Below are 17,118 nucleotides of genomic sequence, written 5' to 3' on the forward strand. Positions count from 1 at the left end.
GATGGAGGGCTGGCAGCGCGCATTTGTCCTGCATAGCCGTCCCTGGAGCGAAACCAGTCTGATGCTGGACGTCTTCACGGAAGAGTCGGGTCGCGTGCGCCTTGTTGCCAAAGGCGCTCGTTCTAAACGCTCTAATCTGAAGGGTGCACTCCAGCCTTTTACCCCCCTGTTAGTCCGCTTTGGTGGACGTGGCGAAGTCAAAACGCTGCGTAGCGCGGAAGCCGTTTCTCTGGCGCTTCCTCTGAGTGGTATCACCTTGTACAGCGGTCTGTACGTCAATGAGCTGCTCGCCCGCGTGCTGGAGCACGAGACCCGCTTTTCTGAACTCTTTTTCGATTACCTGCACTGCATACAGGCACTGGCGGGGGCAACGGGAACGCCGGAGCCTGTGCTGCGCCGTTTTGAACTGGCGTTGCTCGGTCATCTCGGTTATGGGGTCGATTTCCTGCACTGTGCGGGCAGCGGTGAGCCGGTGGATGACGCCATGACCTACCGCTACCGCGAGGAAAAAGGCTTTATCGCCAGTATCGTGATCGACAACAGTACCTTTACCGGACGCCATCTGCGGGCGCTGGCAGAACGCGAATTTCCGGATATCGATACGCTGCGCGCGGCGAAACGCTTTACCCGCATAGCGCTGAAGCCGTATCTTGGTGGTAAGCCCTTAAAGAGCCGCGAATTATTCCGGCAGTTCATGCCGAAGCGAACATAAAATCACGAGGATTGTCATGGCTGAATTACTGTTAGGCGTCAACATTGACCACATTGCCACGTTACGTAATGCGCGCGGCACCGCGTATCCGGATCCGGTTCAGGCGGCATTCATTGCCGAGCAGGCGGGTGCAGATGGCATCACCGTCCATTTACGCGAAGATCGCCGCCACATTACCGACCGCGATGTCCGCATTCTGCGCCAGACGCTGGACACGCGTATGAATCTGGAAATGGCGGTGACGGAAGAGATGCTGGCAATTGCCGTTGAAACCAAACCGCATTTCTGTTGCCTGGTGCCGGAAAAGCGCCAGGAAGTGACCACTGAAGGCGGTCTGGACGTGGCCGGGCAGCGCGACAAAATGCGTGATGCCTGCAAACGTCTGGCTGACGCCGGGATCCTTGTCTCGTTGTTCATTGATGCGGATGACGTGCAAATCAAAGCGGCTGCAGATGTCGGCGCGCCATACATTGAAATTCATACCGGCTGTTACGCGGATGCGAAAACCGATGCAGAACAGGCGCAAGAGCTGGCGCGCATCGCGAAAGCCGCGACCTTCGCTGCGAGTCTGGGGCTGAAGGTCAATGCGGGGCACGGTCTGACCTATCACAACGTCAAAGCGATCGCCGCACTGCCGGAAATGCACGAGCTGAATATCGGCCATGCGATTATTGGTCGCGCGGTAATGAGCGGATTGCGTGAAGCCGTAGCGGAAATGAAGCGTCTGATGCTGGAAGCGCGCGGCTAATGGCCATTCTTGGATTAGGCACCGATATCGTGGAGATCGCTCGCATAGAAGCGGTGATCTCCCGCTCCGGTGATCGGCTTGCCAGACGGGTGCTCAGCGATAACGAATGGGCTATCTGGGAAACGCACCAGCAGCCGGTGCGTTTTCTGGCTAAACGCTTTGCCGTCAAAGAGGCCGCCGCGAAAGCCTTTGGTACCGGTATCCGCAATGGGCTGGCGTTTAATCAGTTTGAAGTGTTTAACGATGCGCTCGGTAAACCGCGCCTGCGGTTATGGGGAGAGGCGCTCGCGCTGGCGGAGAAACTGGGCGTTGCGCATATGCACGTGACGCTGGCCGATGAACGTCACTATGCCTGCGCCACGGTCATTATCGAAAGTTAGATTTTATCGGCGTGGTGCATCTGGACGAACTTGTCCCAGAGTTGTTCTTCCGTTTCGACATGTGCCGGATCTTTAAGGATCGTGTTGGGGATTGGGCACACCTTCTGGCAGGTGGGCGTGTCGTAATGACCGACGCACTCGGTGCACTTGTCGCTGTTAATCTCATAGATGCTGTCACCCATCGAAATCGCCTCATTCGGGCATTCGGGTTCGCACATATCGCAATTGATGCATTTTTTTGTGATTAACAGGGCCATCAGGAAACTCTCAAAACAACACAAACCGGGCGGGCATTATACGCGCATTCTTTGCTCAGACCAGTTTTTTTACCAGCGCCTCACTGTGGCGAATACGTCCCGGTGCGTGCTCCAGATCCTGCTGTACCAGCGCCATAAAAAGCAGGTCGGTGAGCATCATTTGCGCGTGGGTTGATGAGATAGCCGCACTGCGGGTGGCCTGTTCTTCCGCGATGGTATACAGACAGTGGCTGGCGCGCTGCTGGAGCGCATTGGGCGTGAACCCGGTGATCGCCAGGATCTGCCCCCCGACGCGCAGGGTTTCCTCTGCTGCCAGATTCAGTTCCCGACGTTCCCCACTGTAGGAAATCGCCACCAGCAGAGAGTCTGGCGTCAGCGCCTGAACCGTGGCCAGCAGCGCATGCATATCGCGCTCAACAATGGCGTTCAGACCAATCTTCATCAGTTTCCAGGCAAAATTCTGCGCCACCAGGCCGGATGCGCCAATCCCGGTTAACACTATCCGGCGGGCGTTGCGCAGCATCGTTACGCTTTCGGTCAACTTCTCTTCGTCGTTGACATCCAGCGTGGCATGCATCGCCGCCACGTTCTCTTTGATCAGTTTTTCACCGACCAGACGCAGGGGATCGTCACCGCGGATTTGGTTATGCACCGGCACGGAATGCGGGTTCGGGTTGCTGACCAGCGCTTCGCTGATCGCCAGTTTCAGCGCCGGGAATCCCTTATAGCCGAGCTTTTGCGCGAATTTCACCACGCTTGACTGGCTGACGCCCGCCTCGGCTGCCAACTGCTGTGAACTGAGGTGTCGGGCGGCATCGGGTTGGATCAGAAGATAGTCCGCGAGTTTTTTATCGCTTTGCGCAAACCCCGGGTAGCGCTGGCGGATGCGAATCAAACAGTTCATGGTCTCTCCTGGCGAAAACGTGATGGCGGCAACAAAATGAAATTTCACTCGCCTGTACGAATATTATATTCCATTATTGGTCGCTAATATGAATTAAAAATTCCTGAGGAGCAAACATGAATCTCGGTGCTTTAGTGTCAGAAACCCGTAATCCGCAAACAATGGACCTCGATGCGCTGTCGACGCTGGAGCTGGTTCACCGTTTTAATCAACAGGATACGCTGGTAGCGGAAGCAGTAAAAGCAACATTGCCCGATGTTGCGAGCGCCGTCGATGCAGCGGCTGAAGCGTTAAAATCCGGTGGCCGGATTATCTACATGGGTGCGGGGACCAGCGGCCGACTCGGCGTGCTGGATGCGTCTGAATGCCCACCCACGTTTGGCGTTCCTCACGGTCTGGTGGTGGGGCTGATTGCCGGTGGTCCGGGGGCCTTACTGAAAGCGGTTGAAGGGGCAGAAGACAATGCGCAGCTCGGTGAAGACGATCTGATTGCCCTGAACCTCGCGCCGCAGGATCTGGTGGTTGGACTGGCGGCCTCAGGGCGTACGCCGTATGTCATCGGCGGACTGAAATATGCCCGCAAAACGGGCTGTACCACGGTCGCTATCTCCTGTAATCCCGACTCTCCTATTGCCCGGGAAGCCGACATCGCGATTTCTCCTGTGGTAGGGCCGGAAGCATTGACAGGCTCAACGCGGTTGAAATCCGGCACCGCGCAAAAGCTGGTGCTCAATATGATCTCCACCGGGGCGATGGTGAAGTTTGGCAAGGTTTACCAGAACCTGATGGTGGATATGAAGGCCACCAATATCAAGCTGATGGACCGCGCATGCCGGATGGTGGTTGAAGCCACTGGCATTGCGCGTGCTGAGGCACAAACGTTGCTGAAGCAGACCGATTTTGATGTGAAACCGGCCATTCTCATGGCGCTCAGTGGCCTCAACGCCGATGCGGCGCGAGAAAAACTGGCCACCCATCAGGGATTTTTACGGGCTGCGTTAGCAGACTCATCGAGGTAACTATGGATAAGACGGCGACCCTTGCCAGCGAGATTCTGCTGGGGATAGGCGGAGAACAAAACATTCTGCGTCTGGAAAATTGCATGACGCGCGTCAGGGTGGAGGTGAAGGACGATGCGGTGTTGGATATCCCGCGTCTGAAACAGCTACCCGGCGTCAGTGGCTACGTAAAGCAGGGGGCGCAGCATCAGCTTATCGTCGGGCCCGGCAAGGCGGCAAAGGTCGTTGATGCCATGCGTTCACTACTGACAGAAGGGGGAGCGCGCCCGATCGGCGATGATATTGAGCGCACGAAATCGCAGGCGAAAGCGAAGTACAAAGCGCCCATGAGCGATGCGCTACGCAAACTGGCGAACGTTTTTATTCCCCTGATCCCAGCGTTTATCGCTTCCGGTTTAATCACCGGCATTATTAACATTCTCAAGCGCCCGGATATCGTCGGTGATTTCGCCACCCATTATCCCAATATGCTGGGGCTGATGGGGATCTTCGGCAGTGCGGTCTTTGCCATCATGAACATTCTGGTGGGGGTGAATACTGCCAAAGTCTTCGGCGGTTCGCTGGCGATGGGGGGCGTGATGGCGGGCATCCTGTCGAGTCCGCAGCTGGCGCAAATTACCCTCTTTGGCGAAGCGTTGCAGCCAGGCCGCGGTGGGGTTATCGCCGTGCTGCTGGTGGTGGCGCTGATGTGCTGGATCGAGCGTAAGTTCCGCGAGATATTGCCTGGCTCGCTGGAGCTGATCCTCAATCCGCTGCTGACGACGATCATCACCGGCACGATTGCGATTGTGGCGCTGCAACCGCTGGGCGGCTGGATTTCAGAATCGATAGCCCAAGGCGCGTCCTGGGCTATCGATCGCGGCGGCTTGCTGGTGGGCGCGGTCCTGGCGGGAACATTCCTGCCGCTGGTGCTGACGGGGCTGCATCAGGGACTGGTGCCAATTCACGTCGAGCTGGTGCAGGCTCACGGCTACAACGCGCTCTTTCCCATTCTGGCGATGGCAGGCGTCGGGCAGGTGGGGGCGGCGATTGCCGTGCTGATGAAAACCCGTAACGCGCGGCTGAAAAAAGTGATTAAGGGGGCATTACCGGTAGGATTACTCGGGATTGGCGAACCGCTGATTTTTGGCGTCACGTTACCGCTGGGCAAGCCGTTCATGGGGGCCTGCCTGGGCGGCGCGGTAGGCGGGGCGCTGATCAGCTACTGGAAGGTCGCCACTGTTATCACCTTTGGCATTTCCGGATTGCCGCTGGCGTTAACGATTGTTGCCGGAAAAGTGATGTTCTATCTGTTAGGCTATTTAGTAGCAGTCATAGCCGGGTTTTTGTTTACCTGGCTGTTAGGATTCAACGATCCCGAGGAGTAAGGTTTGACCAATCACGCGCGTCGTGTCGTTTTTTTTGATTTGGATGGTACGTTACATCAGCAGGATATGTTCGGCAGTTTCCTGCGCTATCTGTTGCGTCGCCAGCCGCTGAATGCGCTGCTCGTGCTGCCGTTGTTGCCGGTGATCGTTGGCGCATTACTGATCAAAGGGCGCGCCGCGCGCTGGCCGATGAGTCTGCTGCTGTGGGGATGTACCTTCGGTCACAGCGAGGCTCGTTTGCAGGCCAGACAGGCCGATTTTGTCCGCTGGTTTCGACAAAACGTCACGGCGTTTCCTCAGGTGCAGGAACGTCTGACCACCTATCTGCTCAGTTCTGATGCCGATATCTGGCTCATCACCGGTTCGCCGCAGTCGCTGGTGGAACAGGTCTACATTGATACGCCGTGGCTGCCGCGCGTGAATCTGATCGCCAGTCAGATGACGCGAGGATACGGCGGTTGGGTGCTGACCCTGCGCTGTCTGGGACACGAAAAAGTGGCTCAGCTTGAACGTAAGATCGGCACGCCGCTGCGCCTTTACAGCGGCTACAGCGACAGTAATCAGGACAACCCGCTGCTCTATTTTTGTCAGCACCGCTGGCGCGTTACGCCTCGTGGAGAACTCCAGCAACTGGAATAGTTGAAATCATAGTATAATGCGCCCGCTATGATTATCGGAGTACTCCCTTTGTCAGATGTTGAATTTAGCCACGAATACTGGATGCGTCACGCGTTAACGCTGGCGAAGCGCGCCTGGGATGAACGAGAAGTCCCGGTCGGTGCCGTATTGGTGCACAACAATCGCGTGATTGGCGAGGGGTGGAACCGCCCGATTGGCCATCACGATCCCACCGCGCACGCAGAGATCATGGCGCTGCGCCAGGGCGGCCTGGTCCATCAAAACTATCGTCTGATTGATGCGACGCTGTACGTGACCCTTGAACCGTGCGTCATGTGCGCGGGTGCGATGGTGCACAGTCGCATTCGTCACGTGGTATTCGGCGCGCGTGATGCAAAAACCGGTGCAGCCGGTTCGCTGATGGATGTCCTTCATCATCCGGGAATGAATCATCGCGTTGAGGTCACTGAGGGGATACTGCGTGAGGAGTGTGCGACGCTGCTCAGCGATTTTTTCCGCATGCGCCGTCAGGAGATCAAAGCGTTGAAGAAAGCCGCAGGTCAGTAACCCTTGCGGCTCTGTTTACTTCTTCTCTTCTTTCTTCTGCGGTAAACGCAGCAGTGATGGAGAGTGCGTCAGATAGCCAGATGACGATTGTGACAGGAAGGCGACGAGCGGTCGTCGCTGTTTGCCAAAATCTGTCGGCGAGACGACCGGATACTCCTCAGCCAGTTTCATCTCTTCTGCCAGCTGCTTTTCTTTCTCCTGCAAATAGCCCAGCAGGCTTATCTGATACTTACGGATGTTCTCAACATAGGCGTAGGCTTCATGTCCGCGCGCATAGCCATAGGTCAGCTTGCTGTAATACTGTTTTTGACTGAGCATGGGCAGGCGCTGTTTGACGTCCGCCCAACTGTCCGGATTGCCCTTCGTCTTGGCCGTCAGCGCCCGCGCATCAAGCATATGCGCATAACCCATGTTGTAGGCCGCCAGCGCAAACCAGATGCGCTCGTTTTCCGGCACGGTGTCCGGCACTTTACTCATCATGTCCTGTAAATAGCGCGCCCCACCGCTGATGCTCTGCTCAGGATCGGTCCTGTCGGTCAGACCCAGACTTTGCGCGGTGTTCTTAGTGAGCATCATCATGCCGCGCACGCCGGTGGGCGATGTGGCCTGCGGATCCCAGTGTGATTCCTGCCAGGCAATCGCGGCAAGCAGCTGCCAGTCAATCTCCTGGGCGTATTTCTCAAACAGCGGTTTCAGGTCGGGGAGCATGGCGTCAACCGCGCGCAGAAAGGTGCGGGTATCGACATAGTCAAAATCATCGCCGTGCCCCAGATACTTTTCTTCGAGACGTGCCAGTGAGCCGTCTTCATTCATGCCGTTGAAGAAATCGAGCAGGGCGGCAGATAGCGAGTTGTCATTATCCAGCGGGCTAAACCAGGTCACCGGCTGTTCGTCGGTGACGTCCAGCGCAACGGCAAGTTCGGGGTGGACGCGCTGATAAAGGCTGATGGCGACAGAGTCAGCGATGGTGTAATCCAGTTGACCGGCAATCACCGCATCAAGCAGTTCAGTTGAGCCTTTTTTCTCGTCGATCCGCCAGCTCAGTTCAGGGTATTTTGTCTGTTTCAGGGTTTGCAGATCGTTCGCCACCACATGTCCTGGGGTGATGGTGAGCTGACTTTCCGTCACGCTGCCCAACGTGCGGGGACGATACTGGCCCACTTTGTAGACCAGTTGCTGGGATACTGAATAGTAGGTTGGCCCCGGCTGATAGTTTTTCACCCGTTCGCTGTTGTAGACCAGCCCGGCCGCCAGCAGGTCGGCGTTGCCATTATCGAGGTCGTCAAACAACTGGCTGATGTTCTGGCGTACGGTAATCTTCAGCTTTACGCCCAGATAGCTGGCGAACTGCTGCGCCAGCTCATAATCGAGCCCGTACGGCTTACCGTTAAGTTTTGACCAGGTGAGTGGTGACTCAATGGTGCTCACGCGCAACTCTCCCCGCGACTGGATCGCGGCGATACGATTATCAGCTTTACCGAACCAGGGGATTGAGGGCCAGAGGGCCGCCGCCAGCAACAGCGTCAGTATGCCGATGAACAGATAATTAATCTTTAATTTTTTCAATTAGTTAATTCTCTGAACCGTGCGTTGCCTCAGGATGGGAAAAGGAATAGAAAGACCAGGATTATTCATCAATGAGCGGCATTTTGCTTAAACTTGCGCCAGTTGGCAACTAATTAGCGCTATCGATAGCATCGTATGACAACAATGCGGGGTGATTTTATTTCGACGCAAACGGTTTCGTCGGCGGCTCAGATTCTTTATAATGACGCCCGTTTCCCCACTTGGGCACACCGAAAGCTTAGAAGACGAGAGACTTATGATGGAAATTCTGCGTGGTTCGCCTGCACTGTCCGCATTCCGTATTAACAAACTGCTGGCACGTTTTCAGGCTGCCAACCTCCAGGTAAGCAATATTTACGCCGAGTACGTCCATTTCGCTGACCTGAACGCCCCGTTGAACGAGGATGAGCACGCGCAGCTTGCCCGTCTGCTGAAATACGGCCCTAGCCTGAGCAACCACACCCCGGAAGGGAAACTGCTGCTGGTGACGCCTCGTCCTGGCACCATCTCCCCCTGGTCTTCCAAAGCGACGGACATCGCCCATAACTGCGGTCTGCAACAGATTGACCGTCTGGAACGCGGCGTCGCTTATTATGTTGAGGCCTCCACGCTGACCGCTGAACAGTGGCAGCAGGTTGCTGCTGAACTACACGATCGAATGATGGAGACGGTGTTCTCTTCATTAACCGACGCGGAAAAACTGTTTGCCCACCATCAGCCTGCGCCGGTTGCAAGCGTTGACCTGCTGGGTGAAGGCCGTCAGGCGCTGATTGACGCTAACCTGCGTCTCGGTCTGGCGCTGGCGGATGACGAAATTGATTATCTGCAGGACGCGTTTACCCGACTGGGGCGCAACCCGAACGATATTGAACTCTACATGTTTGCGCAGGCGAACTCTGAGCACTGCCGTCACAAGATTTTCAACGCTGACTGGGTTATTGATGGCAAGCAACAGCCGAAGTCGCTGTTCAAGATGATCAAAAACACCTTTGAGACCACCCCGGATCACGTGCTTTCTGCTTATAAAGACAACGCGGCGGTGATGGAAGGGTCTGAAGTGGGTCGTTACTTTGCCGACCACGCGACCGGACGCTACGACTTTCACCAGGAGCCGGCGCATATCCTGATGAAGGTGGAAACTCATAACCACCCGACGGCGATCTCTCCGTGGCCGGGAGCGGCGACCGGTTCCGGCGGCGAAATTCGTGATGAAGGGGCTACCGGACGCGGCGCGAAGCCAAAAGCGGGTCTGGTCGGTTTCTCGGTCTCTAACCTGCGTATTCCGGGTTTTGAGCAGCCGTGGGAAGAAGACTTCGGCAAGCCGGAGCGCATTGTGACCGCGCTGGATATCATGACCGAAGGCCCGCTGGGCGGCGCGGCGTTTAACAACGAATTTGGTCGTCCGGCGCTCAACGGCTATTTCCGGACTTACGAAGAAAAAGTGAACAGCCACAATGGCGAAGAGCTGCGCGGTTATCATAAGCCGATCATGCTGGCGGGTGGGATCGGTAATATCCGCGCCGATCACGTGCAGAAAGGCGAAATAGTCGTTGGGGCGAAGCTGATTGTCCTCGGCGGCCCGGCGATGAACATCGGCCTGGGCGGCGGCGCGGCGTCCTCCATGGCGTCCGGCCAGTCTGACGCGGATCTCGATTTTGCCTCCGTCCAGCGTGATAACCCGGAGATGGAACGCCGCTGTCAGGAGGTTATCGACCGCTGCTGGCAGTTGGGCGACGCCAACCCGATCCTGTTTATCCACGACGTCGGCGCGGGCGGTCTGTCGAACGCCATGCCTGAACTGGTCAGCGACGGCGGACGCGGCGGTAAATTTGAACTGCGTGACATCCTCAGCGATGAACCAGGAATGAGCCCGCTGGAGATCTGGTGCAACGAGTCCCAGGAACGTTATGTACTGGCCGTTGCGGCGGATCAACTGCCGTTATTTGACGCGCTGTGCAAGCGCGAGCGCGCGCCGTATGCGGTGATTGGCGAGGCGACCGAAGAGCTGCATCTGTCGTTAAACGACCGTCACTTCGATAACCAGCCTATCGACCTGCCGCTTGACGTACTGCTCGGCAAAACGCCGAAGATGACCCGCGACGTCCAGACGCTGAAGGCGAAAGGCGAGGCGCTGAACCGCGCGGACATCACCATCGCGGATGCCGTAAAACGCGTTCTGCATCTGCCGACGGTGGCGGAAAAAACCTTCCTGGTGACCATTGGCGACCGTACCGTGACCGGGATGGTATCCCGCGATCAGATGGTCGGTCCGTGGCAGGTGCCGGTGGCTAACTGCGCGGTGACCACCGCCAGCCTCGACAGCTACTACGGCGAAGCGATGTCGATCGGTGAACGTGCGCCGGTAGCACTGCTCGACTTCTCCGCCTCTGCCCGTCTGGCGGTCGGCGAAGCGCTGACCAACATCGCGGCAACGCAGATTGGCGATATCAAACGCATTAAGCTTTCCGCCAACTGGATGGCCGCAGCCGGTCACCCGGGGGAAGATGCGGGTCTGTATGAAGCGGTGAAAGCGGTCGGTGAAGAACTCTGCCCGGCGCTGGGCCTGACCATTCCGGTGGGCAAAGACTCCATGTCAATGAAAACCCGCTGGCAGGAAGGCAACGAACAGCGCGAAATGATCTCGCCGCTGTCGCTGGTGATTTCCGCTTTTGCCCGCGTGGACGATGTACGCCATACCATCACCCCGCAGCTTTCGACCGAAGACAACGCGCTGCTGCTGATCGACCTGGGTCGTGGCCATAATGCGCTGGGCGCCACGGCGCTGGCGCAGGTCTACCGTCAGCTTGGCGATACACCGGCAGACGTGCGCGATGTCGCGCAACTGAAAGGCTTCTACGACGCAATGCAGGCGCTGGTGGCGCAACGTAAACTGCTGGCCTATCACGACCGCTCCGACGGCGGCCTGCTGGTGACTCTGGCTGAAATGGCCTTTACCGGTCACTGTGGTATTCAGGCGGATATCGCGGCCCTGGGTGACGATCGTCTGGCGGCGCTGTTTAACGAAGAACTGGGCGCGGTTATTCAGGTTCGCGCCGCGGATCGCGAGGCGGTGGAAGCGCTGCTGGCACAGCACGGTCTGGGCGATTGCGTCCATTACCTGGGTCAGGCCGTCGAGGGCGACCGTTTTGTTATCGAAGCCAACGGTCAGGTCGTCTTCAGCGAAAGCCGCACCACACTGCGAATCTGGTGGGCAGAAACCACCTGGCAGATGCAGCGTCTGCGTGATAACCCGGAGTGTGCCGATCAGGAGCACGACGCCAAAACCAACGATGCCGATCCGGGCCTCAGCGTGGAGCTGACGTTTGATATCAATGAAGATATCGCCGCGCCTTACATTGCGACCGGTGCACGTCCGAAAGTAGCGGTGCTGCGTGAGCAGGGGGTGAACTCCCACGTAGAAATGGCCGCGGCGTTCCAGCGTGCCGGTTTTGACGCGATTGACGTACACATGAGCGATCTGCTCGGTGGCCGTACCGGTCTGGGTAACTTCCAGGCGCTGGTGGCCTGCGGCGGTTTCTCTTATGGTGACGTGCTGGGCGCGGGTGAGGGCTGGGCGAAATCTATTCTGTTCAACAACCGCGTGCGCGATGAGTTTGAAACCTTCTTCCATCGCCCACAAACGCTGGCGCTGGGGGTGTGCAACGGCTGCCAGATGATGTCGAACTTGCGTGAGCTGATCCCTGGCAGCGACCTGTGGCCGCGTTTTGTGCGTAACCATTCGGATCGCTTTGAAGCCCGCTTCAGCCTGGTCGAAGTAACTCAGAGCCCGTCTCTGCTGTTGCAGGGAATGGTCGGGTCAATGATGCCTATCGCCGTCTCGCACGGGGAAGGGCGTGTTGAAGTTCGCGACGCTGCTCATCTGGCGGCACTGGAAAGCAAAGGCCTGGTCGCGCTGCGCTTCGTCGATAACTTCGGCAACGTCGCGGAAACTTACCCGGCTAACCCGAACGGTTCGCCAAACGGCATTACCGCGGTGACCACCGAAAATGGTCGCGTGACCATCATGATGCCGCACCCGGAACGCGTGTTCCGTACCGTCAGTAACTCATGGCACCCGGAAAACTGGGGTGAAGACGGTCCGTGGATGCGTATCTTCCGCAATGCGCGCCAGCAGTTGGGGTAAGGTACTCGTCATGATCAAAGCCCGGTGGACGTTACCGGGCTTTTTTATGGCAGGTGCAGGTTATTTTTTGATTTCCTGTACGTACAATAACTCCCCCGCGTAAGCCCGTCACGGTCAGTCAGGATGAGGGCCGAAGGTGCTGTGCCGTCATGTCGTGTGTCTCGCGTATCTTTATAATCACTGTCGTTAATTAAGCCTGTCGGGAATTCACGACAAACATGTGTCATGAGTGTCTCCAAAAAGAGACATTTAACTTATTGATTTATATATAGCTAAGTGTATTGCGTTTAAGGTGTTGCTAATTGGCGACAGTTTGGTTGAAAAGTGCTCACTTTATTAATGATGTGAATGTCATTTAAAGTTCAATAAATTCATTGTGTTAAATAATTATTTTGAATATTGGCACAGTTACTGCATAATAGTAACCAGTGGCTCATTCACCTTCTTATGTCAGCCCCTTCGGGACGTGCTACATAAACTTCGAATGACGCACAACAAGGTGCCTGCCGTCCAACTTCTGATAATAGCTTTGCTTTATCAACCATCGGGCGAAACGTCGAGTTAGGCACCGCCTTATTCCATAACAAAGCCGGGTTCAGCCCGGCTTTGTTGTATCTGGCGTTCCCCTCAGTTAGCATCGTCCTATTCATCTCTTGTGAGAGTAACGCATTGAAGCGCTGGTCTGTTTTCCCCCGGTCATTACGCCAACTGGTGACGCTGGCATTTCTGCTGATCCTGTTACCACTGCTGGTCCTCGCCTGGCAGGCGTGGCAAAGTCTGAACGCACTCAGCGCCCAGGCGGCGCTGACGAACCGTACCACGCTTATTGACGCGCGCCGCAGCGAGGCGATGACCAATGCCGCGCTGGAGATGGAGCGCAGCTACCGCCAGTATTGCGTCCTTGACGATCCGACGTTGGCGAAGGTGTATCAGAGCCAGCGCAAACGCTACAGTGAAATGCTGGATGCTCATGCGGGCGTTCTGCCAGATGATAAGCTGTATCAGGCGTTGCGGCAGGATCTCAACGGTCTGGCACAACTGCAATGTCGTAACAGTGGACCCGATACCGCCGCCGCCGCACGGCTGGAAGCGTTTGCCAACGCCAATACTGAAATGGTGCAAGCGACGCGTACCGTGGTTTTTTCGCGCGGGCAGCAGTTGCAGCAGGAGATTGCCGAACGCGGGCAGTTCTTCGGCTGGCAGGCTCTGGTGCTGTTTCTGGTGAGCCTGGCGATGGTGCTGCTGTTCACGCGAATGATTATCGGGCCGGTAAAGGGGATCGAGCGGATGATCAATCGGCTGGGGGAAGGGCGATCGCTGGGCAATACCGTCACTTTTGCCGGGCCGCGCGAACTGCGTTCCGTTGGGCAACGGATCATCTGGTTGAGCGAGCGCCTCTCCTGGCTGGAATCCCAACGCCATCAATTTTTGCGTCATCTCTCCCATGAGCTGAAAACCCCCCTGGCCAGTATGCGTGAAGGTACCGAACTGCTGGCGGATCAGGTGGTGGGGCCGCTGACGCCGGAACAAAAAGAAGTGGTTGGCATTCTTGATGACAGCAGCCGCAATCTGCAAAAATTGATTGAGCAACTGCTTGATTACAACCGCAAACTGGCTGACAGCGCCATTGAAATGGAAAGCGTGGAGATTGAACCGCTGGTGGATATGGTGGTTTCCGCTCATAGTCTACCGGCCCGCGCTAAAATGATGCATACCGACATTGAACTGGCGGCGGAACGCTGTCTTGCCGAGCCAATGTTACTGATGAGTGTACTGGACAATCTTTATTCCAATGCGGTGCACTACGGGGCTGAATCCGGTAACATTCGTATTCGCAGCCGCTTACAGGGGACTACGGTGTATATCGATGTTATCAATACCGGAACACCTATCCCTGAAGCAGAAAGAACCATGATTTTCGAGCCTTTTTTCCAGGGAAGTCATCAACGGAAAGGGGCAGTGAAGGGGAGTGGACTGGGGTTGAGCATCGCCAGAGATTGTATCCGCCGTATGCAGGGGGAGCTGTATCTTGTCGATGAACAGGCGCAAGAGGTTTGCTTTCGCATAGAACTGCCGCTATCTGCAACGAAAAACGATTAAATAACGCTAAGCCTGGTGAATATGCCACACGTTTTTGTTCACATTTTCCAACGTTTATTCTCCCGTCAGGTTATCCTGGCGGGGATGCCCTGCCTTGCGCTGATGGGCTGTACGCCGTATGCGGTGAAACACATCACGGGAGATGCGCCACAGGACGCTCTCCCGACGTATCAACTGGCGGACTACCTGTCGGTTGAGTGCACCGATATCTGGGCATTGCAGGGGCAATCGACCGACACCAATCCCCTTTACTGGCTGCGCGCCATTGACTGCGCGGATCGCCTGTTGCCGGTACAGTCGCGTAGCGAAGCCCGCATGCTGAGTGACGACAGCTGGCAAAACGCCTTTAAGCGCGGCATCTTGCTGGCGAACGCCAAAATCACGCCGCTGGAACGTCGTGAGAACGTCTCGCGACTGGATGCGCTAAGCCCGCAAATCCCGGCGCAGGTGCGTCCGCTTTATCAGATCTGGCGCGACGGCCAGTCGCTTCAGCTCCAGCTCGCCGAAGAACGCCAGCGCTACAGCAAACTGCAGCAAACGACCGATGGCGATCTGGATACGCTGCGTCAGCAGCATCAGTACCTTCAGGCGCAGCTCGATCTTACGACGCGCAAGCTGGAAAACCTGACCGATATTGAGCGACAGCTTTCTACCCGTAAACCGGCAGGAAATTACAATCCGGATACGACGCATGGCGGCGACAAATCTGAGGGACAAGCGCCAGTATCTTCACAAGATGAGGTGACCCCATAATGAGTCGTAAACCGGCGCATTTACTGCTCGTGGACGATGACCCTGGTCTGTTGAAACTGCTGGGCATGCGCCTGACCAGTGAAGGCTATAGCGTGGTGACCGCAGAGAGCGGGGCCGAGGGTCTGCGCGTTCTGAACCGTGAAAAAGTGGATCTGGTGATTAGCGACCTGCGCATGGATGAGATGGACGGCATGCAGCTGTTCAGCGAGATCCAGAAGGTTCAGCCGGGGATGCCAGTCATCATTCTTACCGCCCACGGTTCTATTCCGGATGCGGTTGCAGCAACGCAAAAAGGCGTGTTCAGCTTCCTGACCAAACCCGTAGACAAAGATGCGTTGTATCAGGCGATTGACGAGGCGCTTGAACAGTCGGCGCCCGCCACGGACGATAGCTGGCGCGAATCGATTGTCACCCGTAGCCCGCTGATGCTGCGTCTGCTGGAGCAGGCGAGGATGGTGGCGCAGTCCGACGTCAGCGTGCTGATTAATGGTCAGAGCGGCACCGGGAAAGAGATCTTCGCTCAGGCTATTCACAATGCCAGCCCGCGCAGCAGCAAACCGTTTATCGCCATCAACTGCGGTGCACTACCGGAACAACTGCTGGAGTCGGAGTTGTTCGGACACTCGCGCGGTGCGTTTACCGGCGCGGTGAGCAACCGTGAAGGGCTGTTTCAGGCGGCGGAAGGCGGGACGCTGTTTCTTGACGAGATTGGCGATATGCCTGCGCCGTTACAGGTCAAACTGCTTCGCGTCTTGCAGGAACGTAAAGTCAGACCGCTTGGCAGCAACCGCGATATCGATATTGATGTGCGCATCATCTCGGCAACCCATCGCGATCTGCCGAAAGCGATGGCGCGCGGCGAATTTCGCGAAGATTTATACTACCGCCTCAATGTGGTCAGTCTGAAGATCCCGGCCCTGGCGGAGCGAACGGAAGATATTCCACTGCTGGCGAATCATCTGCTGCGCCAGTCGGCGGAGCGGCATAAGCCGTTTGTGCGCGCGTTTTCGACGGATGCAATGAAGCGGCTGATGACCGCCAGTTGGCCTGGCAACGTGCGTCAACTGGTGAACGTGATCGAACAGTGCGTGGCGCTGACCTCTTCTCCGGTGATCAGCGATGCCCTGGTGGAGCAGGCGCTGGAAGGGGAAAATACCGCCCTGCCGACCTTTGTCGAAGCGCGTAATCAGTTTGAGCTGAACTATCTGCGCAAATTGCTGCAAATAACCCGAGGCAATGTCACGCATGCGGCAAGAATGGCGGGTCGTAACCGGACGGAGTTCTATAAGCTGCTGTCGCGTCACGAGCTGGATGCAAACGATTTCAAAGAATAAGTCAGCGTAATATGTTACGTTTATCCGATTAAAAGACAGGCGACCTTTTCAAGGACTAGCATGAAAAAGATTGATGCGATTATTAAACCCTTCAAGCTCGATGATGTGCGTGAAGCGCTGGCTGAGGTAGGGATCACCGGTATGACCGTCACCGAAGTGAAAGGCTTTGGGCGTCAGAAAGGGCATACCGAGCTGTACCGTGGCGCGGAATATATGGTGGATTTTCTGCCGAAGGTGAAAATTGAAATCGTCGTACCGGACGATATCGTTGAAACCTGCGTCGATACCATTATCCGTACGGCGCAGACGGGTAAAATTGGCGACGGTAAGATTTTCGTCTTTGATGTGGCGCGCGTGGTACGTATCCGTACCGGTGAAGAAGACGACGCGGCAATTTAAGCCGCGCCGTGCTTGCCGGATGGCGGCGTGAACGCCTTATCCGGCCTACAACATCCCGTAGGCCTGATAAGCGCAGCGCCATCAGGCATGACGTAATTACAAGACCTTATCCGGCCTACAACATCCCGTAGGCCTGATAAGCGCAGCGCCATCAGGTATGACGTAATTACAAGACCTTATCCGGCCTACAACATCCCGTAGGCCTGATAAGCGTAGCGCCATCAGGCATGACGTAATTACAAGACCTTAT

Annotated in this window: 15 protein-coding genes and 1 pseudogene; 12 read left to right on the forward strand and 4 right to left on the reverse strand. The window is 56.5% G+C overall.

Annotated features, from left to right (window positions below; all coding sequences use genetic code 11):
• Nucleotide 1: 1 nt before the first annotated feature.
• The 3 genes from recO to acpS are packed head-to-tail and all read left to right on the forward strand — an operon-like array spanning nt 2 to nt 1,840.
• On the forward strand, nt 2–712 hold the full coding sequence (gene recO / locus OGY35_RS15540) for a DNA repair protein RecO (RefSeq protein WP_286632917.1): 711 nt from the start codon (nt 2–4) through the stop codon (nt 710–712).
• 16 nt (nt 713–728) lie between these two features.
• Nucleotides 729–1,460 carry a pyridoxine 5'-phosphate synthase gene (gene pdxJ, locus OGY35_RS15545; protein WP_042317535.1) on the forward strand — a complete coding sequence of 244 codons (732 nt, stop codon included), beginning with the start codon at nt 729–731 and terminating at the stop codon, nt 1,458–1,460.
• The gene (gene acpS / locus OGY35_RS15550) at nt 1,460–1,840 is read left to right on the forward strand and encodes a holo-ACP synthase (protein WP_152402871.1); all 381 of its coding nucleotides are present in this window, start codon (nt 1,460–1,462) and stop codon (nt 1,838–1,840) included. Before pdxJ ends, acpS begins: the two co-directional genes overlap by 1 nt.
• Here the strand turns inward: acpS and OGY35_RS15555 are convergent.
• Both OGY35_RS15555 and OGY35_RS15560 read right to left on the reverse strand, forming a co-directional pair.
• Nucleotides 1,837–2,097: a YfhL family 4Fe-4S dicluster ferredoxin gene (locus tag OGY35_RS15555; protein ID WP_042999785.1), complete on the reverse strand. Its 261-nt coding sequence runs from the start codon at nt 2,095–2,097 to the stop codon at nt 1,837–1,839. The two genes, acpS and OGY35_RS15555, sit on opposite strands and share 4 nt — an antisense overlap.
• Before the next feature lie 55 nt (nt 2,098–2,152).
• Nucleotides 2,153–3,001, reverse strand: a complete 849-nt coding sequence (locus OGY35_RS15560; RefSeq protein ID WP_152402874.1) for a MurR/RpiR family transcriptional regulator — start codon at nt 2,999–3,001, stop codon at nt 2,153–2,155.
• A 116-nt stretch (nt 3,002–3,117) separates the two neighbouring features.
• Here OGY35_RS15560 and murQ point away from each other — a divergent pair, with 116 nt between their 5' ends.
• From murQ to tadA, 4 genes are read left to right on the forward strand one after another with little or no spacing between them, the layout of a single operon-like run.
• A complete protein-coding gene (murQ, locus tag OGY35_RS15565; RefSeq protein ID WP_286632730.1) occupies nt 3,118–4,020 on the forward strand; it encodes an N-acetylmuramic acid 6-phosphate etherase in 903 nt (300 codons plus the stop codon).
• Nucleotides 4,021–4,022: 2 nt separating this feature from the next.
• Entirely contained in the window at nt 4,023–5,387 is a 1,365-nt protein-coding gene (locus tag OGY35_RS15570; RefSeq protein ID WP_286632731.1) for a PTS transporter subunit EIIC, read from the forward strand.
• Between the two features lie 3 nt (nt 5,388–5,390).
• Nucleotides 5,391–6,026 (forward strand): phosphatidylglycerophosphatase C, encoded by a 636-nt coding sequence (gene yfhb / locus OGY35_RS15575; protein WP_286632733.1) that lies wholly within the window; start codon nt 5,391–5,393, stop codon nt 6,024–6,026.
• A gap of 27 nt (nt 6,027–6,053) precedes the next feature.
• On the forward strand, nt 6,054–6,572 hold the full coding sequence (gene tadA / locus OGY35_RS15580) for a tRNA adenosine(34) deaminase TadA (protein ID WP_286632735.1): 519 nt from the start codon (nt 6,054–6,056) through the stop codon (nt 6,570–6,572).
• A gap of 15 nt (nt 6,573–6,587) precedes the next feature.
• On the opposite strand, the gene mltF is transcribed toward tadA, so the two are convergent.
• Nucleotides 6,588–8,138 carry a membrane-bound lytic murein transglycosylase MltF gene (gene mltF, locus OGY35_RS15585; RefSeq protein ID WP_286632736.1) on the reverse strand — a complete coding sequence of 517 codons (1,551 nt, stop codon included), beginning with the start codon at nt 8,136–8,138 and terminating at the stop codon, nt 6,588–6,590.
• A gap of 256 nt (nt 8,139–8,394) precedes the next feature.
• Between mltF and purL the strand changes: the two genes are divergently transcribed.
• From purL to glnB, 5 genes are all read left to right on the forward strand, one after another.
• A complete protein-coding gene (gene purL, locus OGY35_RS15590) occupies nt 8,395–12,282 on the forward strand; it encodes a phosphoribosylformylglycinamidine synthase (protein WP_286632737.1) in 3,888 nt (1,295 codons plus the stop codon).
• Nucleotides 12,283–12,951: 669 nt separating this feature from the next.
• A complete protein-coding gene (qseE, locus tag OGY35_RS15595) occupies nt 12,952–14,382 on the forward strand; it encodes a two component system sensor histidine kinase QseE/GlrK (RefSeq protein ID WP_152402889.1) in 1,431 nt (476 codons plus the stop codon).
• Between the two features lie 21 nt (nt 14,383–14,403).
• A complete protein-coding gene (gene qseG, locus OGY35_RS15600) occupies nt 14,404–15,135 on the forward strand; it encodes a two-component system QseEF-associated lipoprotein QseG (protein ID WP_286632738.1) in 732 nt (243 codons plus the stop codon).
• Nucleotides 15,135–16,469: a two-component system response regulator GlrR gene (gene glrR, locus OGY35_RS15605; RefSeq protein ID WP_152402892.1), complete on the forward strand. Its 1,335-nt coding sequence runs from the start codon at nt 15,135–15,137 to the stop codon at nt 16,467–16,469. The genes qseG and glrR overlap by 1 nt, the downstream gene beginning before the upstream one ends.
• A gap of 60 nt (nt 16,470–16,529) precedes the next feature.
• The gene (gene glnB, locus OGY35_RS15610) at nt 16,530–16,868 is read left to right on the forward strand and encodes a nitrogen regulatory protein P-II (protein ID WP_012906673.1); all 339 of its coding nucleotides are present in this window, start codon (nt 16,530–16,532) and stop codon (nt 16,866–16,868) included.
• Here the strand turns inward: glnB and OGY35_RS24590 are convergent.
• A pseudogene (locus OGY35_RS24590) lies at nt 16,865–16,960 on the reverse strand (hypothetical protein); the annotation flags it as partial. The gene glnB and the pseudogene OGY35_RS24590 overlap by 4 nt on opposite strands.
• Nucleotides 16,961–17,118 lie beyond the last annotated feature (158 nt).

This window comes from Citrobacter sp. Ct235 (assembly GCF_030332305.1).
GTDB lineage: Bacteria > Pseudomonadota > Gammaproteobacteria > Enterobacterales > Enterobacteriaceae > Citrobacter_A > Citrobacter_A telavivensis.